17 protein-coding genes are annotated in these 16,998 nt (G+C 69.4%); 6 read left to right on the forward strand and 11 right to left on the reverse strand.

Annotated features, from left to right (window positions below):
• Nucleotides 1-75: 75 nt before the first annotated feature.
• Genes GXN78_RS21565 through GXN78_RS21580 form a run of 4 tightly spaced genes read left to right on the forward strand, consistent with a single transcriptional unit; the run spans nt 76 to nt 4,136 of the window.
• On the forward strand, nt 76-1,812 hold the full coding sequence (locus tag GXN78_RS21565) for an IlvD/Edd family dehydratase (protein WP_106555652.1): 1,737 nt from the start codon (nt 76-78) through the stop codon (nt 1,810-1,812).
• Nucleotides 1,813-1,840: 28 nt separating this feature from the next.
• Entirely contained in the window at nt 1,841-2,734 is an 894-nt protein-coding gene (locus tag GXN78_RS21570; protein ID WP_106555653.1) for a 2-dehydro-3-deoxygalactonokinase, read from the forward strand.
• Entirely contained in the window at nt 2,731-3,372 is a 642-nt protein-coding gene (locus GXN78_RS21575; RefSeq protein WP_106555654.1) for a 2-dehydro-3-deoxy-6-phosphogalactonate aldolase, read from the forward strand. Before GXN78_RS21570 ends, GXN78_RS21575 begins: the two co-directional genes overlap by 4 nt.
• The gene (locus GXN78_RS21580) at nt 3,369-4,136 is read left to right on the forward strand and encodes an aldolase (RefSeq protein WP_106555655.1); all 768 of its coding nucleotides are present in this window, start codon (nt 3,369-3,371) and stop codon (nt 4,134-4,136) included. Before GXN78_RS21575 ends, GXN78_RS21580 begins: the two co-directional genes overlap by 4 nt.
• On the opposite strand, the gene GXN78_RS21585 is transcribed toward GXN78_RS21580, so the two are convergent.
• The 4 genes from GXN78_RS21585 to GXN78_RS21600 are packed head-to-tail and all read right to left on the reverse strand — an operon-like array spanning nt 4,118 to nt 7,993.
• Nucleotides 4,118-4,819 carry an SDR family oxidoreductase gene (locus GXN78_RS21585; protein ID WP_106555656.1) on the reverse strand — a complete coding sequence of 234 codons (702 nt, stop codon included), beginning with the start codon at nt 4,817-4,819 and terminating at the stop codon, nt 4,118-4,120. The two genes, GXN78_RS21580 and GXN78_RS21585, sit on opposite strands and share 19 nt — an antisense overlap.
• 40 nt (nt 4,820-4,859) lie before the next feature.
• A complete protein-coding gene (locus tag GXN78_RS21590) occupies nt 4,860-6,263 on the reverse strand; it encodes an MATE family efflux transporter (RefSeq protein WP_106555657.1) in 1,404 nt (467 codons plus the stop codon).
• A gap of 13 nt (nt 6,264-6,276) precedes the next feature.
• Nucleotides 6,277-7,536 carry an MFS transporter gene (locus GXN78_RS21595; RefSeq protein ID WP_106555658.1) on the reverse strand — a complete coding sequence of 420 codons (1,260 nt, stop codon included), beginning with the start codon at nt 7,534-7,536 and terminating at the stop codon, nt 6,277-6,279.
• On the reverse strand, nt 7,529-7,993 hold the full coding sequence (locus GXN78_RS21600) for a MarR family winged helix-turn-helix transcriptional regulator (protein ID WP_106555659.1): 465 nt from the start codon (nt 7,991-7,993) through the stop codon (nt 7,529-7,531). Before GXN78_RS21600 ends, GXN78_RS21595 begins: the two co-directional genes overlap by 8 nt.
• 57 nt (nt 7,994-8,050) lie before the next feature.
• Here GXN78_RS21600 and GXN78_RS21605 point away from each other — a divergent pair, with 57 nt between their 5' ends.
• Nucleotides 8,051-8,590: a PaaI family thioesterase gene (locus GXN78_RS21605; protein WP_181360508.1), complete on the forward strand. Its 540-nt coding sequence runs from the start codon at nt 8,051-8,053 to the stop codon at nt 8,588-8,590.
• Between the two features lie 6 nt (nt 8,591-8,596).
• On the opposite strand, the gene GXN78_RS21610 is transcribed toward GXN78_RS21605, so the two are convergent.
• Nucleotides 8,597-9,799 (reverse strand): iron-containing alcohol dehydrogenase, encoded by a 1,203-nt coding sequence (locus GXN78_RS21610; protein ID WP_106555661.1) that lies wholly within the window; start codon nt 9,797-9,799, stop codon nt 8,597-8,599.
• Nucleotides 9,800-9,944: 145 nt separating this feature from the next.
• Here GXN78_RS21610 and GXN78_RS21615 point away from each other — a divergent pair, with 145 nt between their 5' ends.
• Nucleotides 9,945-10,760 carry an IclR family transcriptional regulator gene (locus GXN78_RS21615; protein ID WP_106555662.1) on the forward strand — a complete coding sequence of 272 codons (816 nt, stop codon included), beginning with the start codon at nt 9,945-9,947 and terminating at the stop codon, nt 10,758-10,760.
• Between the two features lie 7 nt (nt 10,761-10,767).
• Here GXN78_RS21615 and GXN78_RS21620 read toward each other — a convergent pair whose 3' ends face one another.
• Genes GXN78_RS21620 through GXN78_RS21645 form a run of 6 tightly spaced genes read right to left on the reverse strand, consistent with a single transcriptional unit; the run spans nt 10,768 to nt 16,715 of the window.
• Nucleotides 10,768-11,751 carry a tripartite tricarboxylate transporter substrate binding protein gene (locus tag GXN78_RS21620; protein ID WP_106555663.1) on the reverse strand — a complete coding sequence of 328 codons (984 nt, stop codon included), beginning with the start codon at nt 11,749-11,751 and terminating at the stop codon, nt 10,768-10,770.
• Nucleotides 11,752-11,782: 31 nt separating this feature from the next.
• Complete coding sequence (locus GXN78_RS21625; RefSeq protein ID WP_106555664.1) at nt 11,783-12,763, reverse strand: tripartite tricarboxylate transporter substrate binding protein; 981 nt, start codon at nt 12,761-12,763, stop codon at nt 11,783-11,785.
• Between the two features lie 16 nt (nt 12,764-12,779).
• Nucleotides 12,780-13,397, reverse strand: coding sequence for a 2-hydroxychromene-2-carboxylate isomerase (locus tag GXN78_RS21630; RefSeq protein ID WP_106555665.1), 618 nt, complete (start codon nt 13,395-13,397; stop codon nt 12,780-12,782).
• A gap of 24 nt (nt 13,398-13,421) precedes the next feature.
• Nucleotides 13,422-14,150 carry an SDR family oxidoreductase gene (locus tag GXN78_RS21635; RefSeq protein WP_106555666.1) on the reverse strand — a complete coding sequence of 243 codons (729 nt, stop codon included), beginning with the start codon at nt 14,148-14,150 and terminating at the stop codon, nt 13,422-13,424.
• Nucleotides 14,151-14,186: 36 nt separating this feature from the next.
• On the reverse strand, nt 14,187-15,140 hold the full coding sequence (locus tag GXN78_RS21640; RefSeq protein WP_106555667.1) for a nitronate monooxygenase family protein: 954 nt from the start codon (nt 15,138-15,140) through the stop codon (nt 14,187-14,189).
• Nucleotides 15,141-15,155: 15 nt separating this feature from the next.
• A complete protein-coding gene (locus GXN78_RS21645) occupies nt 15,156-16,715 on the reverse strand; it encodes an AMP-binding protein (protein ID WP_106555668.1) in 1,560 nt (519 codons plus the stop codon).
• Between the last annotated feature and the right edge of the window lie 283 nt (nt 16,716-16,998).

A 16,998-nucleotide genomic window follows, 5' to 3' on the forward strand; every position in this document is an offset into this window, starting at 1 on the left:
GATTGAAATAACGGTCCGGCAGGACAAACCCTGATTCGCCGAGGCCTCGATTGGCACCCCGCCGGAGACAACACGATGAGCAGTCCACGCCGCAAGCCCACCCACGAACTGCGCAGCCAGCAATGGTTCGGCCGCAACGACCGCGACGGCTTCATTTACCGCAGTTGGGTCAAGGGCAAGGGCGTGCCGCACGACCAGTTCGACGGGCGTCCGGTCATCGGCATCTGCAACACCTTCAGCGAGCTCACGCCCTGCAACTCGCACTTCCGCACGCTGGCCGAGCAGGTGAAGATCGGCGTCTACGAGGCCGGCGGCTTTCCGCTCGAGTTTCCGGTGATGTCGCTGGGCGAAACGCTGCTGCGCCCCACCGCCATGCTGTATCGCAACCTCGCCAGCATGGACGTGGAAGAGAGCATCCGCGCCAACCCGATCGACGGCGTTGTGCTGCTGATGGGCTGCGACAAGACCACCCCCGCGCTGATGATGGGCGCCGCCAGCGTGGACCTGCCCACCATCGGCGTCTCCGGCGGCCCGATGCTCTCGGGCAAGTGGCGCGGGCAGGAGCTCGGCTCGGGCACCGGCGTCTGGCAGATGAGCGAGCAGGTGCGCGCCGGCACGCTGAAGCTGCAGGAGTTCTTCGAGGCCGAGAGCTGCATGCACCGCAGCCACGGCCACTGCATGACCATGGGCACGGCCAGCACCATGGCCAGCATGGTCGAGTCGCTGGGCATCGGCCTGCCGGGCAATGCGGCCTACCCCGCGGTGGACGGCCGGCGCAACGTGCTGGCGCGCATGGCCGGGCGGCGCATCGTCGACATGGTGCATGAGGACCTGCTGATGTCGAAGATCCTCACCCGCGAGGCGATCGAGAACGCGATCAAGGTCAACGCGGCGATCGGCGGCTCGACCAACCTGGTGATCCACCTGCTCGCGATCGCGGGGCGCATCGGCGTGGAGCTCACGCTCGACGACTTCGACCGGCTGGCCTCCGATCTGCCCTGCCTGGTCAACCTGCAGCCCTCGGGGCAGTACCTGATGGAAGACTTCTGCTACGCGGGCGGGCTGCCGGTAGTGATGAAGGAGATCGCGCAACACCTGCACAGGGACATCGTCACCTCCACCGGCCAGAGCGTCTGGGACAACGTCAAGGATGCCGAGAACTACAACCCGCAGGTGATCCAGCCCCTGGCCAGCCCCTTCAAGGACAAGGCCGGCATCTGCGTGCTGCGCGGCAACCTCGCGCCCAACGGCGCCATCATCAAGCCCAGCGCTGCGACGCCCGAGCTGCTGGTGCACAAGGGCCGCGCGGTGGTCTTCGAGAACGCGGACGATCTGCACAAGCGCATCGACGACGAGGCGCTGGACATCGACGAGCACTGCATCATGGTGCTCAAGAACTGCGGCCCCAAAGGCTACCCCGGCATGTCCGAGGCCGGCAACATGCCGCTGCCGCCCAAGGTGTTGCGCAAGGGCATCACCGACATGGTGCGCATCAGCGATGCCCGCATGAGCGGCACCGCCTACGGCACCGTGGTGCTGCACACCGCGCCCGAGGCAGCGGCCGGCGGACCGCTGGCGCTGGTGCAGGACGGCGACATCGTCGAGCTCGACGTGCCGAAGCGCCTGCTGCACCTGCACGTGAGCGACGAGGAGCTGGCGCGCCGCCGCGCGCAATGGACGCCGCCGAAGCCGGCGCTGGACTCTGGCTACTGGAAGCTCTACGTGGACAATGTGCTGCAGGCCGACCAGGGGGCCGATTTCGGATTCCTGCGCGGCAAGCGCGGTTCCTTCGTTCCCAGGGACAATCACTAGGCTCAACTCTCGCTTTCAACGGTCCGGTATGCATCTGATCGCCATCGACTGGGGCACCAGCTCCTTGCGCGGCGCATTGCTCGACGGCAAGGGGCATGTGCTCGAGGAACGCAGCCACCCGCGCGGCATCCTCACGGTGCCGCCGGGCGGCTTTTCTGCGCTCTTCGAGGAGCTGTTCGGCGACTGGATGCGCCCCACCGGCAGCTTCTGTCTGATCTCGGGCATGGCCGGCAGCAAGCAGGGCTGGGTCGAGGTGCCCTACTGCCCCTGCCCCTCGGGCCGGGTCGAGGTGGGCAATGCCATCGTCGAGATCGAGCCGGGCCGCATTGCGGTCGTGCCCGGCATGAGCGACATGCACGACGGCGTGCCCGACGTGATGCGCGGCGAGGAGGTGCAGATCTTCGGCGCCATGGCGCTGGCCGGCCTGTCCGACGGCCTGTTCGTGCTGCCCGGCACGCACAACAAGTGGGTCACGGTCAAGCGCGGCCGCGTAACCGGTTTCCGCACCTTCATGACGGGCGAGTTCTACGCGCTGCTGAGCCAGCACTCGATCCTGGCGCGCACGCTGGACGCGCAGGCGCCGCTGGACGAAGTCGCCTTTCTCGAAGGCGTAACGCAGGCCGACAACGGCCAGGGCCTGCTGCACAACGCTTTCGGCGCACGCACGCTGGCGCTGTTCGACCGCATGCCGGCCGGCGAGCTGGCGAGCTATCTGTCCGGGCTGCTGATCGGCGAGGAGCTGCGCACCCAGTCCATCCACGCCGGCGACCTGGTGCTGATCGGCAGCCCCGCGCTGACCCAGCGCTACCTGCTGGCGCTGGAGATCTCCGGCAACACCGCGCGCACGCTGGGCGCCGAAGCCACCTGGGCCGGCCTGCATGCGCTGGCGGCTATTCATCTCTCGAACAAGGCAAGGTCATGACGCCTCCCTACGAGCAGTTTTCCACCGCCCTGCAGCAGCTGCCGCTGGTGGCCATCCTGCGCGGCCTGAATCCGGCCGAAGCGCCGGAGATCGGCGACGCCATCGTCGGCGCCGGCTTCCGGCTGCTCGAGGTGCCGCTCAACTCGCCCGAGCCGCTCAAGAGCATTGCGCTGCTGCGCGAGCGCTTCCCCGGCGCGCTGGTGGGCGCCGGCACGGTGCTCGACGCGCAGCAGGTGCGCGAGGTGCATGCCGCCGGCGGGCAGCTGATCGTCGCGCCCAACTTCAACCCCGAGGTGCTGGCGGAAGCGGCGCGCCTCGGGCTGGTGAGCCTGCCTGGCGTGATGACGCCCACCGAGGCCTTCGGCGCCCTCGCGGCCGGCGCCGCCGGGCTCAAGCTCTTCCCGGCCGAGATGGCCTCGCCGGCGGTCGTCAAGGCCCTGCTCGCGGTGCTGCCGCCGGGCACGCCGCTGCTGCCCGTGGGCGGCATCACGCCGGCCGGCATGCAGGCCTGGCGCCAGGCCGGCGCGGCCGGCTTCGGCATCGGCTCGGCGCTCTACAAGCCGGGCAAGAGCGCGGCCGCGGTGCGCGAGGCGGCGATGGAGTTCGTGGCGGCCTTCAATGGGAGCCTGCGGATATGAGTCCTGAAGCCGAGTACGCCAGCCCCGCCATCCGCACCTTGCGCGAAGACCTCGCCTTGGCGCTGCGCGCCGCCGCGCACCACGGCCTCTCCGAAGGCGTGTGCAACCATTTCAGCGTCGCCCTGCCCGGCGCACAGGACCGCTACCTGATCAACCCGCGCGGCCTGCACTGGAGCGAGATCGGCCCCGAGGACATCGTGCTGATCGACGTGCATGGCGAGGTGCTGGCCGGGCGCCACCGCGTCGAGCCCACCGCCCTCTTCATCCACGGCGCGGTGCACCGCGTGACCGGCCGCGCGGTGGTGCTCCACTGCCACATGCCCTACGCGACCGCGCTGACACTCACGACCGATCGCGCACTCGACCCGACGCTGAGCCAGAACGCGATGCGCTTCGTGGACCGCATCGCGATCGACGCGACCTACAACGGCCTGGCGCTGGACGACCGCGAGGGCGAGCGCATCGCGCACGCGATGGCGGGCAAGGACATCGGCTTCCTGGCCAACCACGGCGTGATCGTGGCCGGCACGAACATCGCGCATGCCTACGACGACCTCTACTACCTCGAGCGCGCTTGCCTGCACCAGGTGATCGCGCAATCCACCGGACGGCCGCTCGCACCGGTCGATGCGAAGCTGGCCGCGCAGGTGGCGGCACAGATCCAGGGTGAGCGCGAGCAGTCCGATCTGTTCTTCGAGGCGCTGCGCCGGCTGCTGCCCGCGCCGCGTACCGAGCGCCCTCTTCTTCAGCGCGCCGCAGCGTAGGCCGGTGGCGTCGCGACAAAGCCCTGCTTCACCTGCCGAGCCGTCGCATCCGCCAGCACCTCCGGCTCGCCCGCTTCCACCGCGGCCAGCGTCTGACGCGCCACATCGTCGGGCGAGGTCTTGTCGCCCGGCACATGGCTCGCCATGTCGGTATCCATGTACCCCACATGCACGCTGACGACCTGCGTGCTCTGCGCAGCGAGCTCGTTGCGCAGGCCGTTGCTCAGCGACCAGGCGGCCGACTTCGAGGCGCTGTAGGTGGCCACGGAGGGGAAGCTGATCCAGCTCAGCGCCGACAGCACGTTGACGAGGGCGCCGCCGCCGTTCTTCGCCAGGACTGGCGCGAAGGCGCGGCTCACGGCCCAGAGGCCGAAGAAGTTGGTGCCGAACTCGGCCCGCGCCGCTTCCAGCGCGCCCTCCGAGAGCAGCCCCGAACCGCGCGAGATGCCGGCGTTGTTGATGAGCAGCGTGACGTCGCCGCAGGCCTGCGCGGCGGCTTCGATCTGCGCCGGCTGTGTGACGTCGAGCGCAACGGGCACCACGCCTTCGAGCGCGATGGACTTCGGGTCGCGTGCCGCCGCATAGACCTTCTTCGCGCCGGCCGCCAGGGCCGCCTTCGCATAGGCCAGGCCCAGGCCTCGGTTGGCGCCGGTAATGAAAACGACAGCGTCCTTGATCTGCATGTAGAAACTCCAAAAGAATGAGAGGGGATAACGGAGGAAATCAGGAGGCCCCGACCCGCCGTAGCAGCCCGGTCGTGCTGCGCGGCCAGCCCACCGGCCCGAACCAGGAACCGCCCGCGATGGCCCCGGCGATGACGACTCCGTAGACCACCAGCGCCACGGCCTGGGCCATGAAGACGTGCACCAGCTCGCCGCTCCAGCGCAGCGCCAGCCAGCCGCCGAGCGCGGCGACTGCCAGCCGCGCCACATTGCCCAGCACCGGCCACAGGAGCCGCCCCGCGCCCTGCGAGGCGAAGTACAGCACCAGGCCGACACCGAAGAAGCCATAGAAGGGCCCCACGGCGCGCAAGTACTGCGTGCCGGCGTCGAGCATCGCTGGGTCATTGCCGAAGAGCATCAACCAGGGGCGCGGGAACAGCGCGGCCGCCAGGCCCACGGCCTCGGCCATCGCGAAGGCCATGACCACGCCGACCCAGGTGGCCCGCAATGCGCGCTCGCGCTGGCCGGCGCCGATGCAGGTGCCGACCATCGCCAGCAGCGGCGCGCCGAAGCCGAAGACCAGCGGCACCAGCAAGTACTCGAGGCGCGAGCCGGTGCCGTAGCCTGCGATCGCGCCGGCGCCGAACTGGCCCGTCAGCGCGGTGGCAACCGCGATCGAGAGGTTGACGCAGACGGTGGCGATCGAGGAAATCAGTCCCACGCGCAGGATGTCGCGGAACAGCGGCCAGCGCAGGCGCACGCCCGCGAACGAGAGCTTCAGGTAGCTGGCGCTCGAACGCAAATAGGCCAGCAGCGCCAGCGACCCCACGAGGTAATAAAGCAGCAGCGCAATTGCGCCGCCCGCGATGCCGAGCGCCGGGATCGGGCCCCAGCCGAAGATCAGCACCGGCGACACGGGCACGAGAAAGAACACGCCCCCCACCGTCACCCTGGCCGGCACCGCCATGTTGCCGGTGCCGCGAATCACCGCCGCCAGCGAATTGAAGAGCCACACCAGCACCGCGCCCGCGAACACCCAGTGCGAGTAGGTCACGGCCGCTTCCAGCGAAGCCCCCTCGCCGCCCATGCGCGCATAGAGCGCGCGACCGCCGACGAGCAGCACGGCGCTGAAGACCAGGCCGAAGCCCAGCGCGACCAGCATCGCGTGCAGCACCAGCGCGTTGGCATCCTCGCGTCGCTTGGCGCCGAGGGCGCGCGCAATGGAAGAAGCGATGCCGCCGCCGACGGCGCCGGCCGAGGTCATCTGCATCAGCATGACGATCGGGAACACAAGCGCCATGCCGGCCAGCGCATCGGTGCCCAGCTTACCGACGAAGTAGGTTTCGATGAGGCCGACCGCGGCCTGCGCGATCATCACCAGCACGTTGGGCAGGGCCAGGCGCAGCAGCGTGGGCGCGATCGGCGCCTCCAGCAGCAGGCGCGCGCGCGCATCGACGGTCGTCATGGCCGCCCGGCGCTCAGGCCGCCGCCTTGGCAGCACGCGATGGCAGGTGTGCCTCGCGGATCGGCAGGTTGACCAGCGCAGCGCCGGCCGCCAGCACGATGTCGATGTACCAGACCCAGTCGTAGCTGCCGGTGGCCTCGAAGATGGTGCCGCCCAGATAGGCGCCGAGGAAGCCGCCCACCTGGTGCGCCAGCATCACGATGCCGAACAGCATCGCCATGTTGGCGGGGCCGAACATCTTGGCCACCAGGCCCACGGTCGGAGGCACGGTCGAGAGGAAGGTCACGCCCATCACGGCCGCGAAGAGCAGCATGACCAGCGTCGTCTTCGGCGCCAGCAGGAAGATGAGCACGGCCAGGCCGCGCGTTGCGTAGAGCAACGCAAGCAGCGACTTCATGCGCCAGCGCCCCACCGCCCAGCCCATCGCGAGGCTGCCGACGATGTTGAAGAGGCCGATCATCGCGAGCGACCAGCCACCCACTTCCGGCGGCAGGCCACACGCCGCCACCACGCCCGGCAGGTGGGTCGCGAGAAATGCGACGTGGAAGCCGCAGACGAAGAAGCCCAGGCTCAGCAGGCGGAAGCCCGGCAGCGCCAGCGCTTGCCCGACGGCTTCGCGCGCGCTCAGGCGCTTGGTGCCCGAGGCCGCGGCGAGCGCGTTGGAATTGCCCTTGAGCACGAAGACCGCCGGCAGCGCCAGCAGGATCAGGAAGCCCAGCACCTGCATCGCGTTGGCCCACCCGTAGGCCGTGGTGAGGCCGATGGCGATCGGCGCCATCGCGAACTGGCCGAAGGAGCCGCCCGCGTTCACGATGCCGGTGGCCAGCCCGCGCTGCGCGGGCGACACCAGCCGCGCTGTGGCCCCCATCAGCACCGAGGGCCCGGCCATGCCGGCACCGCCCGCGGCCAGCACGCCGATCGCGAAGATCAGGCCGGCGGTGGTGGTCATGAGCGGCGTGATGATGGTGCCCAGCGCCACCAGCAGCACGCCGATGAAGATGACGCGGCCGGTGCCGATGCGATCGGCCACCGCGCCGGCGAAGGGCTGCGTGAGCCCCCACCAGAGCTGGCCGAAAGCGAAGGCCAGGCTGATGCTGGCGACGCCCAGACCGGTCGAGGTGTTCACCGCCGACAGGAACAGGCCCATGGTCTGGCGCACGCCCATGGTGAGCGCGAAGGTGCCGGCCGTGGCCAGCAGCACCAGCCACAGCGCGTAGTGGCGCACGGCGGGGCTGCCCGCGCTCGCGGCGGGCGTGGGATTGGAGTCACTCATCGTTGCCTTCCTCGTCTTTCAATCCGGCGCGCTGCAGCAGCGCAATGCTCTCGTCGATCAGCAGGTGCAGGGCCGCGACGCGCTCGACGCCGAGCATCTCGTTCAGCCCCACTTGCGCGGTGCGCCACAGGCGCTGGGCCTCGGCGCGCTTGACGCGGCCGGCCTCGGTGATGGCGATCAGGCGGCTGCGCGCATCGGGCCCCTCGGTCTGGGTCAGCCAGCCGGCGGCCAGCATGGGCTTGAGGTTGCGCGTCAGCGTGGAGGCCTCGACGTTCATCGCCTGCGCCAGGTCGACCGGCCGCAGTGGGCCCAGGCTCTGCACGTGCGAGAGCAGCGAGTACTGCGTGGTCTTGAGGCCGGCCGCGGCGACGTGCGCGTCGTAGTGCCGAGAGACCATGCGGGTCAGGCGGCGCAGCCTGAAACTGGTACAGCCCTGCGGCTTTGCGATAGCATCCATGGTCGAAGATTGTAGCTACAACCGTTGCATATGCAACCTTTATGTCGGAGAAAGACCTTGACGCAGAACACCACCCTTGAAGCCTGGCTTGCCGAAGAGCGCGAGATCCTCGCGCGCTTGGAGGCCGGCCCCGGTCCCGGCCTGGCCAGCCCCGAGCAGGTCGAAGGCAAGAGCGGGCTCGAGCTCATGCAGGCCATGCTGCGCGGCGACATCCCCTACGCCGCCATCGCCAAGACGCTGGACTTCACGATCCTCTCGGTGAGCCCCGGCGTCGCGGTGTTCCAGGGGACGCCGCTGCCGCAGCACCTGAACCCGCTGGGCACCATCCATGGCGGCTGGGTCGCCACCCTGCTCGACTCGTCGCTGGGCTGCTCGGTGCACACGATGATGCCGCCGGGCCGCGCCTACACCACGGCCGAGCTGAGCGTGAACTACGTCAAGGCCGTCACGCCCAAGGTGCCGCGGGTGCGCGCCGAAGGCAAGGTGATCCATTGCGGCCGCCAGCTCGCGACGGCCGAGGCGCGCCTCTTCGGGCCCGACGGCACGCTGTACGCGCATGCCACCACGACCTGCCTGGTGTTCGAGGCGAAGCGCTAAAGAGGCTCAGGCCGCCAGCCGCAGGATCTCCAGCACCTCGCCCGGCCCGGAGATCTTGCGCGCGTTGCCGTGGATGAAGAGCTCGCGCATGCTGGTGCGCGCGATCATCTCGAACTGGCTTTCATCGACGCCGACGTCGCGCAGCGTCGCGGGCAGGCCCAGCGTCTTCACGAGCTCGGCAAAGGCCTCGGCCGCAGGCAGCCCGGGCCGGCCCAGCGCCTGGGCCAGCTGACGCTGGCGCGCCGCGGTCGCGGGCTCCGACCAGCGCAGGATCGCCGGCATCATCACCGGCGTGCAGTAGTAGTGCGGCACGCCGCAGCTGCCGCCCAGCACATGGCCGATGGCATGGCTCGGGCCCATCATCACGCCGCCCCCGGGGCCGCGGCTGGACAGGCCGTAGGAACAGAGCCAGCTCGCCACCTGGCATTCGGCGCGCGCGGCCAGGCTGGCCGGCTCGGCCCGCCACGCCGGCAGCGCACGCGCCATGCGCGCGATGCCGTCGAGCACCACCGCGTCGGCCAGCGGCGTGGGCGTCGTGGACAGCAGCGCCTCGATGGCATGGTCGAGCGCGCGCGTGGCCGAGCCCAGCCACAGCGACTCGGGCGTGTGCAGCGTCAAGGCCGGATCGAGCACGACGGTGCGCGGCATCATGAGCGGGTGGAAGAAGGTCTGCTTGAGCTTGCGGCGCTCGTCGGTCACCAGGCAGCCGCCGTTGAACTCGCCGCCGTTGAGCGTGCTGGGCACCGCGATCATGCGCAGCGCGGGGCCGTCGAAGACGGGCCGCACGGGCTTGCCATCGTCCCCCAGCTTCACCTCGAAGCGGTCGAGCGCCTCCAGGTGCTCGTCGGTCATGCCGTGGCGCATGCACAGCAGCACCATCTTGGAGGCGTCGATGACGGAGCCGCCACCCACCGCCACCACCAGGTCGGCCTCCGCCGCCAGCGCCGCGGCCGTGGCACGTGCGACCCCGCTGCGGGTGGTGTGCTGCGGGATGCCGTCGAAGGTGGCGGCGTGCCGCTCGCCCAGCGCCTCCTCGATCGCGCGGATGACGCCGGTCTGCGTGCGCAGCGTGCGGCTTGCGACGATGAAGACCCGCCGGCTGCCCAGCCGCGTGGCCTCGGCCGCGATCACACCGGCCGCCGGCTGGCCGAAGACGACGCGCTCGATCGAAGCGAAGTTGTGGGCGCCGGTGGCGATGGTTTGCTCCATGGTCTGTCTCCTGCAAAGAGCACTGCATTTGTTTTGCAGTGCGGTTCATAATTCTGCAATTGTGGATTCGGCGACAGGGCTTCATAGGCCCCAATGCGTCGCGGCGCCCAGATCGATACCGCTGTGCAGAACGCAGGAGACCGTCATGAAGAATTCCCCCGCCTCCTTCGATCCGGACGTGCTGGACAAGGGCCGTGAAGACCGCCATTTCGTCACCGCCCTGGCGCGCGGCCTCGACGTGCTGCGCAGCTTCAAGTCCGGCGAGGAGCGGCTCGGCAACCAGGAGCTCGCGGAGCGCTGCAGGCTGCCCAAGTCCACCGTCACGCGCCTGACCTACACGCTGACCCGCTTGGGCTACCTGCATCACGTCGAGGAGTCGGGCCGCTACCGCCTCGGCATGGCCACGCTGATGCTCGGCGGCACCACGCTGGCGCGGCTGGACGTCAAGGAGATGAGCCGCCCGCTGATGCAGCAGCTAGCGATCGACACCGGCACGCAGGTCTCGCTCGGCCTGCGCGACGAGATGTCGATGCTCTACATCGAGAACTGCCGCGGCCATTCGATCGTGACGCTGCGGCTGGACATCGGCGCACGCATCCCGCTGGCCACCACCGCGATGGGCCGCGCCTACCTGGCGGCCGCGCCGGAGAACGTGCGGCTGGCGCTGGAGGAACGCATCCAGGCGCTCGACCCGATCGCCTGGCCGCGCATCGAGAAGGGCCTGCGCCAGGCCTGCGCCGACCTGGCCGAGAGCGGTTGCGTCGGCTCCTTCGGCGAGTGGCAGAAGGAGATCAACGGCATCGCCGTGCCCTTCCAGCCGGGCGGCGGGCTGCCGCTGATGGTGATCAATGCGGCGGGGCCGGCGCAGTCGATGTCGCGCGACACGCTGCTCGACGAGGTGCGACCCCAGCTTATCGCGATGGTGCGCGAGATCGAGCAGGGGCTGGGCGCGCGGCGCTAGGCGTTGCCTACTTCTCCCGAACGAAGCCGATGGCGTCGAGCATCTGCTTCTCGCGCTGCGTCGACTCGGCCGCGAACTGCTGGTAGCGCGCCGGGCTCATGTAGACCGGCTCCATGTAGTACTGCGCCAGCGCGTTGCGAAAGCCCGGCTGTTCCATCGCCTGCTTGAAGGCGTCGTGCAGCTTGGCCACCACCGCCGGCGGCGTGTTCTTCGGCACCGCCAGCCCCCAGGCGGCGGAAGGCGGCGGGATGTCGATGCCGGCTTCCTTCAGGGTCGGCACGTCCGGGAAGCGGCTCATGCGCTTCTCGCCGAAGGTGACCAGGAGGCGCAGCTTGCCGCTTTCCACATAGGGCCCCCAGCCCGAGGTCTCGGCCGCCGACATCACGTGCGCGCCCACCACCGCCTGCAGCGACTCGGCCGTGCCCTTGTAGGGCACGTGGCTCAGCTGGATGTTCTTGATGCGCGCGACCTGCTCCATCGCCAGGTGCTGCGCGAGGTAGGCGCCGGGCGTGGCATAGGTCAGCTCGCCGGGATGCGCCTTCGCGTAGGCCACGTAGTCGTCCATGCTCTTGATCGGCGAAGCCGCCGGCACCACGATGCCGTAGACGAAGGAGGTCAGGCCGATCACGTAGCGCAGGTCGGTGGCCGGGTTCCAGTTCATGGTGCCGGTGTAGGGCAGGCGGAACAGGTTGGCCGGGATCACGCCGACCGTGTAGCCGTCGGGCTGCGCGCCCTGCAGCAGCTGGGCCGGCATCAGGCCCGCCGCGCCCGGCTTGTTCTCGATCACGACGGGCTGCTTGAGGATCTTCGAGGCGTCCTCCGCCAGCACGCGCATCGGCGAATCGGTGGAACCGCCCGGCGGGAAGCCGAGCATGATCTTGATGGGCCGCGTGGGGAAGCTTGCCGCGTCCTGTGCCCAGGCCGCGGGAGCGCCGAGCGTATGCAGCGCCGCGAGGGCCGCGACTGCCAGAAATCGTCGTGTCGTCTTCATGCTTGTCTCCTTCTGGATGGGCGCTCGCCGTCTACTTGCGGCTCAGCCCGAGGGTCTCGAGGATGTCTTTCTCTCGCTTCATCGACTCGACCGCGAAGCGCTGGTACTGCACCGGGTCGCGGTAGTCGGGTTCCATGTCGAAGCGCGCCAGCGCTTCCTTGAAGGCCGGCATTTCCATGGCCTGCTTGAAGGCGTCGTGCAGGCGCGCCCGCACCTTGGCAGGCGTGCCCTTGGGCGCCACCAGGCCCCAGGGCGAGGTCTGGACGATGTCGATGCCCAGCTCCTTCAGCGTCGGCACCTTCGGAAAGCGCGCCATGCGCTTGTCGCTCCATACCGCCAGCAGGCGCAGCTTGCCGCTCTCGACGTAGGGCACATACGCCGAGGTCTCGGCGGCCGACTGCACATGGCCGGCCAGCAAGGCCTGCAGCGACTCGGCCGAGCCCTTGTAAGGCACATGGTTGAGCTTCACCCCGGCGGCGCGCGAGAACTGCTCCATCGTCAGGTGGTTGGTGGTGCCGACGCCGGGGCTGCTGTAGGTCAGCAGCTCCGGGTTCGCCTTGGCGTAGGCAATGTAGTCGGCCAGGCTGCGGATCGGCGAGGAGGCCGGCACCACGGTGCCGAAGGCATAGCCGCTGAGGCCGATCACGTAGCCGAGATCGGTGGCCGGGTTCCACTTGATATCGGTGGTGTAGGGCAGCCGGTAGACGCCCGCCGGCGCGATGGCCAGCGCGTAGCCATCGGGCGCCGCGGCCTGCAGCAGCTGCGTGGGAATTACGCCGGCAGCGCCGGGCTTGTTCTCGATCACCACCGGCTGCCTGAGGATCTTCGAGACGGCCTCGGCCAAAACGCGCATCGGCGTGTCGGTCGAGCCGCCGGGCGCGAAGCCGATCAGCACGCGGATCGGGCGCGAGGGATAGGCCGCGGGATCTTCCTCCGCGAAGGCCGTCGTCGCGGCCGCGGGATGTGCGAGGGCGAGCGCGCCCATGGCTCGCATGAGCTCACGTCTGTTCATGAAGGCTCCTATGAAGTTAGGCGGCGGCGCCCTGCCGCACGATCTCTTCCTCGACCTCGCGCAGCCGGTCCTTGCCGAAGAAGATCTCGCCGCCGACGAAGAAGGTCGGCGAGCCGAAGGCGCCGCGCTCGAAGGCGGCCTGCGTGTTGGCCAGGAGGAGGCTCTTCACCTCCGGGTCCTGCGTGCCGGCGTAGAGGCGCTGGCCGTCGAGGCCCGCTTCGTTCAGCGTTTGCACGATGACCTCCGGGTCCTCCATGTTGCGGCCCTCCTCCCACATGGCCACGTAGACGGCCTCGACATAGCGCTCGAAGCAGCCCTGCTTCTGCGCTGCCACCGCGCCGCGCATGATCTGCAGGGTGTTGACCGGCCAGAAGGGGTTGTGCCGGTATCGATCGAGCTGGTGCTTCGCGACGAAGCGCTTGATCTCCAGCTGGTCGTAGGCGCGCTTGTTCGGAATGCCCGCGAAGGCCTCGGCCGGGGAGCGGTTGCCGCTGAGCTTGAAGATCCCGCCGAGCAGGACGGGGACGTGCTCGAAGGCCACGCCGGTGCGTGCCTCGATCGCGGGAATCACGCGGTGGCACATGTAGGCATTGGGGCTGCCGAAGTCGAACAGAAACTGGACGGAGACTGTCATGGCGCTGCTCCTTGTTCGTTCTTCTCACCAGCTTTCCAACCAGGGGCGCAGCTCGGTCTCGTGCGTCCACGCGTTGCGCGGCTGCATGTGGATCTGCCAGTAGGCGTCGGCGATGCTTTCGGGCTGCAGGATGCCGTCCTGCTCCTTCAGCGCGTAGCGCTCGGGGAAAGTCGTGCGGATGAACTCGGTGTCGATGGCGCCGTCGATCACCGGATGCGCCACGTGAATGCCCTTGGGCCACAGCTCGCGCGCCATGCTCTGCGCCAGCGCGCGCAGCGCATGCTTGGCGCCCGAGAAGGCGGCGTAGCCGTCGCGGCCGCGCAGGCTGGCGGTGGCGCCGGTGAAGATGATGGTGCCGCGGCCGCGCGGCAGCATCGCCTTGGCGACCTCGCGCCCCATCAGGAAGCCGCCGAAGCAGGCCATCTCCCACACCTTGTGATACACGCGGGCAGTGGTCTCGGTGATGCCGAAGCGCACGTTGGCGCCGATGTTGAAGACCGCCACCTCGATCGGCGCGATCTCGCGCTCGATCTGCTCGACCAGGGCGACCATCTCCTCCTCCTTGCGTGCATCGCTGCCGAAGCCGTGCGCCTGGCCGCCCTCGGCCTTGATCTGGTCGACCAGCGGCCGCAGCTTGTCGGCCTGGCGCCGCGTGACGCAGGCGATGTAGCCCTCGCGCGCGAAGCGGCGCGCAATGGCGCCGCCCGTGGCGTCGCCGGCGCCGATGACGAGGATGGCTTTCTTGTCGCTCATGATTCAGTCTCCTTGGTGATTTCGAAAATCGTGCGCTCAGGCTGCCAGCTGCGCCAGTGCGCCTCGGTACTCGCGCGTCATGCGCCGCACCAGCTCTGCGGTGGGCAGCACTTCGTCGATGTTGCCCACGCCCTGCCCCGCGCCCCAGACATCCTTCCAGGGCTTGACGCGCGTATTGCCGAAGTTCATCGATGACTTGTCGGCCGTCGGCAGCTGCGCCGGGTCGAGTCCGGCAGCCGCGATGCTGCGCGTCAGGTAGTTGCCGTGCACGCCGGTGAAGAGCGGCGTGTAGGTCACCTCGGACGCGGCGCTGTCGACGATCATCTGCTTGTAGGCCTCCTGCGCATTGGCCTCGGGCGTGGCGATGAAGCGCGTGCCGACGTAGGCCAGGTCGGCACCCATCGCCAGCGCTGCGGCCACGTGCGCGCCCGAGGTGATCGAGCCCGACAGCGCGATCGGCCCGTCGAAGAAGCGCCGCACCTCGGCCACCAGAGCGAAGGGGCTCATCGTGCCGGCATGGCCGCCCGCCCCCGCGCACACCAGGATCAGCCCGTCGACGCCGGCCGCCAGCGCCTTCTGCGCATGCTTGACATTGGTGACGTCGTGGAAGACGAGGCCGCCGTAGGCATGCACCGGCGCGACGTAGTCGGTCGGCGCCGACAGGCTGGTGATGATGATCGGCACGCGGTGCTTCACGCACAGGTCCATGTCGTGGTCGAGCCGGTCGTTGGACGGATGGATGATCTGGTTGACCGCGAAAGGCGCGATGCGGCGCGCGGGCTCGGCCTCGCGGGCCGCGTCCAGCGTCGTCGTGATGTGCGCGAGCCATTCGTCCAGCAGTTCCTTCGGCCGCGCGTTGAGGGCCGGGAAGGAACCCACCACGCCGGCCAGGCACTGGGCCAGGACGAGATCGGGGTTGGAGATGATGAACAGCGGCGAGCCGATCAGCGGCAGCGAGAGCTTGTCTTTCAGGAATGCGGGCAGTGCCATGGGAGTCCTCGGGTTTCAGCTTGCAATGCGGCCCGGCAGGGCGGCCAGGGTCTTCAGTTCGCTCTTCAGAATCTTTCCGGTGGGTGCGGCCGGCAGCTGGGCGAGAAAGCGGATCTCGCTCGGCACCTTGTAGGGCGACAGCCGCTCGCGCAGGTACTGGCGCATCGCCTCCTCGCCCGGCTGCGCATCCGACACCAGCTCGACGAAGGCGACCACCTCCTCGTTGTGCTCCACCGTGCGCCCCACCACGGCCGACTGCACCACCGCCGGATGGCTGTTGAGCACCTGCTCGACCTCCACCGGGTAGACGTTGAAGCCCGAGCGGATGATCAGCTCCTTGCTGCGGCCCACGATGTGCAGCGCGCCGTCGGCGTCGCGGCGCGCCATGTCGCCGGTGTTGAACCAGCCCTCGGCGTTGACCGCCTCGCCCGTCAGCGCCTCGTTGCGGTAGTAGCCCTTCATGAGGTTGGGCCCGCGCACCCACAGCTCGCCGATCTCGCCGGCGGCCCGCTCGGCGCCCGAGGCCGCTTCCACGATGCGCGTCTGCACGCCGGGCAGCGCGAAGCCGACGGTGCAATCCTGCCGCGGGGCCTCGATGCGGGTCTGCGCCACGGTGGGCGCGGTCTCGGTCAGGCCGTAGCCGTTGTGCAGCGGCAGCCCGAGCGCGGCCTCGACGCCGGCCTTCAGGCTGGGCGTGAGCGGCGAGCCGACCACGCACACGAAGCGCAAGGCCGGCGCCTCGAGCGCCCGCCCCTTCTCGCGCGCCCAGTCCAGCAGCTTGGCGAACATCGCCGGCACGCCGGTGAAGGCGGTCACGCCCTGCTGCGCCAGCGCCTGCGCCAAGCCGGCCGGCGAGAAGCGCGCCTCCAGCACCAGCGCCGCCCCGCTCGCGATGCAGCCGAGGAACTGGGTCGAGAGGCCCACCACATGGGCCATCGGCAGTGCGCCGTAGATCAGGTCGCCGGGGCCCAGGCGCCGGATGTCGCGTGCGCTGACGGCAGCGAACATCAGGTTGGCGTGGGTGAGCATCACGCCCTTGGGCGCGCCCGAGGTGCCGGAGGTGTAGATCATCGCCGCCACCTGGTCCTTCGCTTCGGGCGCGCAGGGCTCCGGCTGCACCTCGCCGGCCAGCGGGCCGACCCAGAGGGTGCCAATCCCGTCCCAGGACTGCGCGACGGCACCATGCCGCTGCGCGTGCTTCTGCGCATCGGCCGACACATGACAGGTGTAGATGACGCGGCGAGCGCCGGCGTGCGCGATGAAGGTGTCGATCTCGCGCTCCGACAGCCGCGCATTGGCCACGATCGACCAGGCGTCCAGCCGGCTGAGGGCCAGCACGAGCACGCCGATGGCCGCGCAGTTCTCGCCCACCACCAGCACGCGGTCGCCGGCGCGCACCTGCAGCTCGGACAGTTGGCGGGCCGCCGATTCCGAGGCCTCCTTCAGGGCGAGGTAGCTCAGCGAGAGCTCGGCGTCCTTCAGCGCCAGCGCGTGGGGCTGGCTGTGCACCCAGCCGTCCAGCAGGTAATGAATGCGCGTGGGCGCGGCGGCGGGGCCGGGAGAAAGGCTCGTCATGTCTCCATCCTGTGGTGTCGCCTGGAGTGGCGGTTTTGCGGAATCTTATTCCGCTCAGCAGTTTTTGGAGGTCGAAATGACAGTTCGCTCAAAGGGCAGTGCTGCACAGCAGAACAACGATCGACGACGCCCGCGCGAGCCAGGTCCGGGGCCGAAGCAAGGTCGGTCCGGCGAGACGCCACCGACCTCTTAAGGAAATTCGCCCGCCGCCCCGGAGCAACATTGATAATGATTCGTATCAGCGCCCAAGAGGGCCGCCGATCACTGTCACCACATCCAGACC

Source organism: Variovorax sp. WS11 (assembly GCF_010499245.1).
In the GTDB taxonomy this organism is placed as follows: Bacteria; Pseudomonadota; Gammaproteobacteria; order Burkholderiales; family Burkholderiaceae_C; genus Variovorax.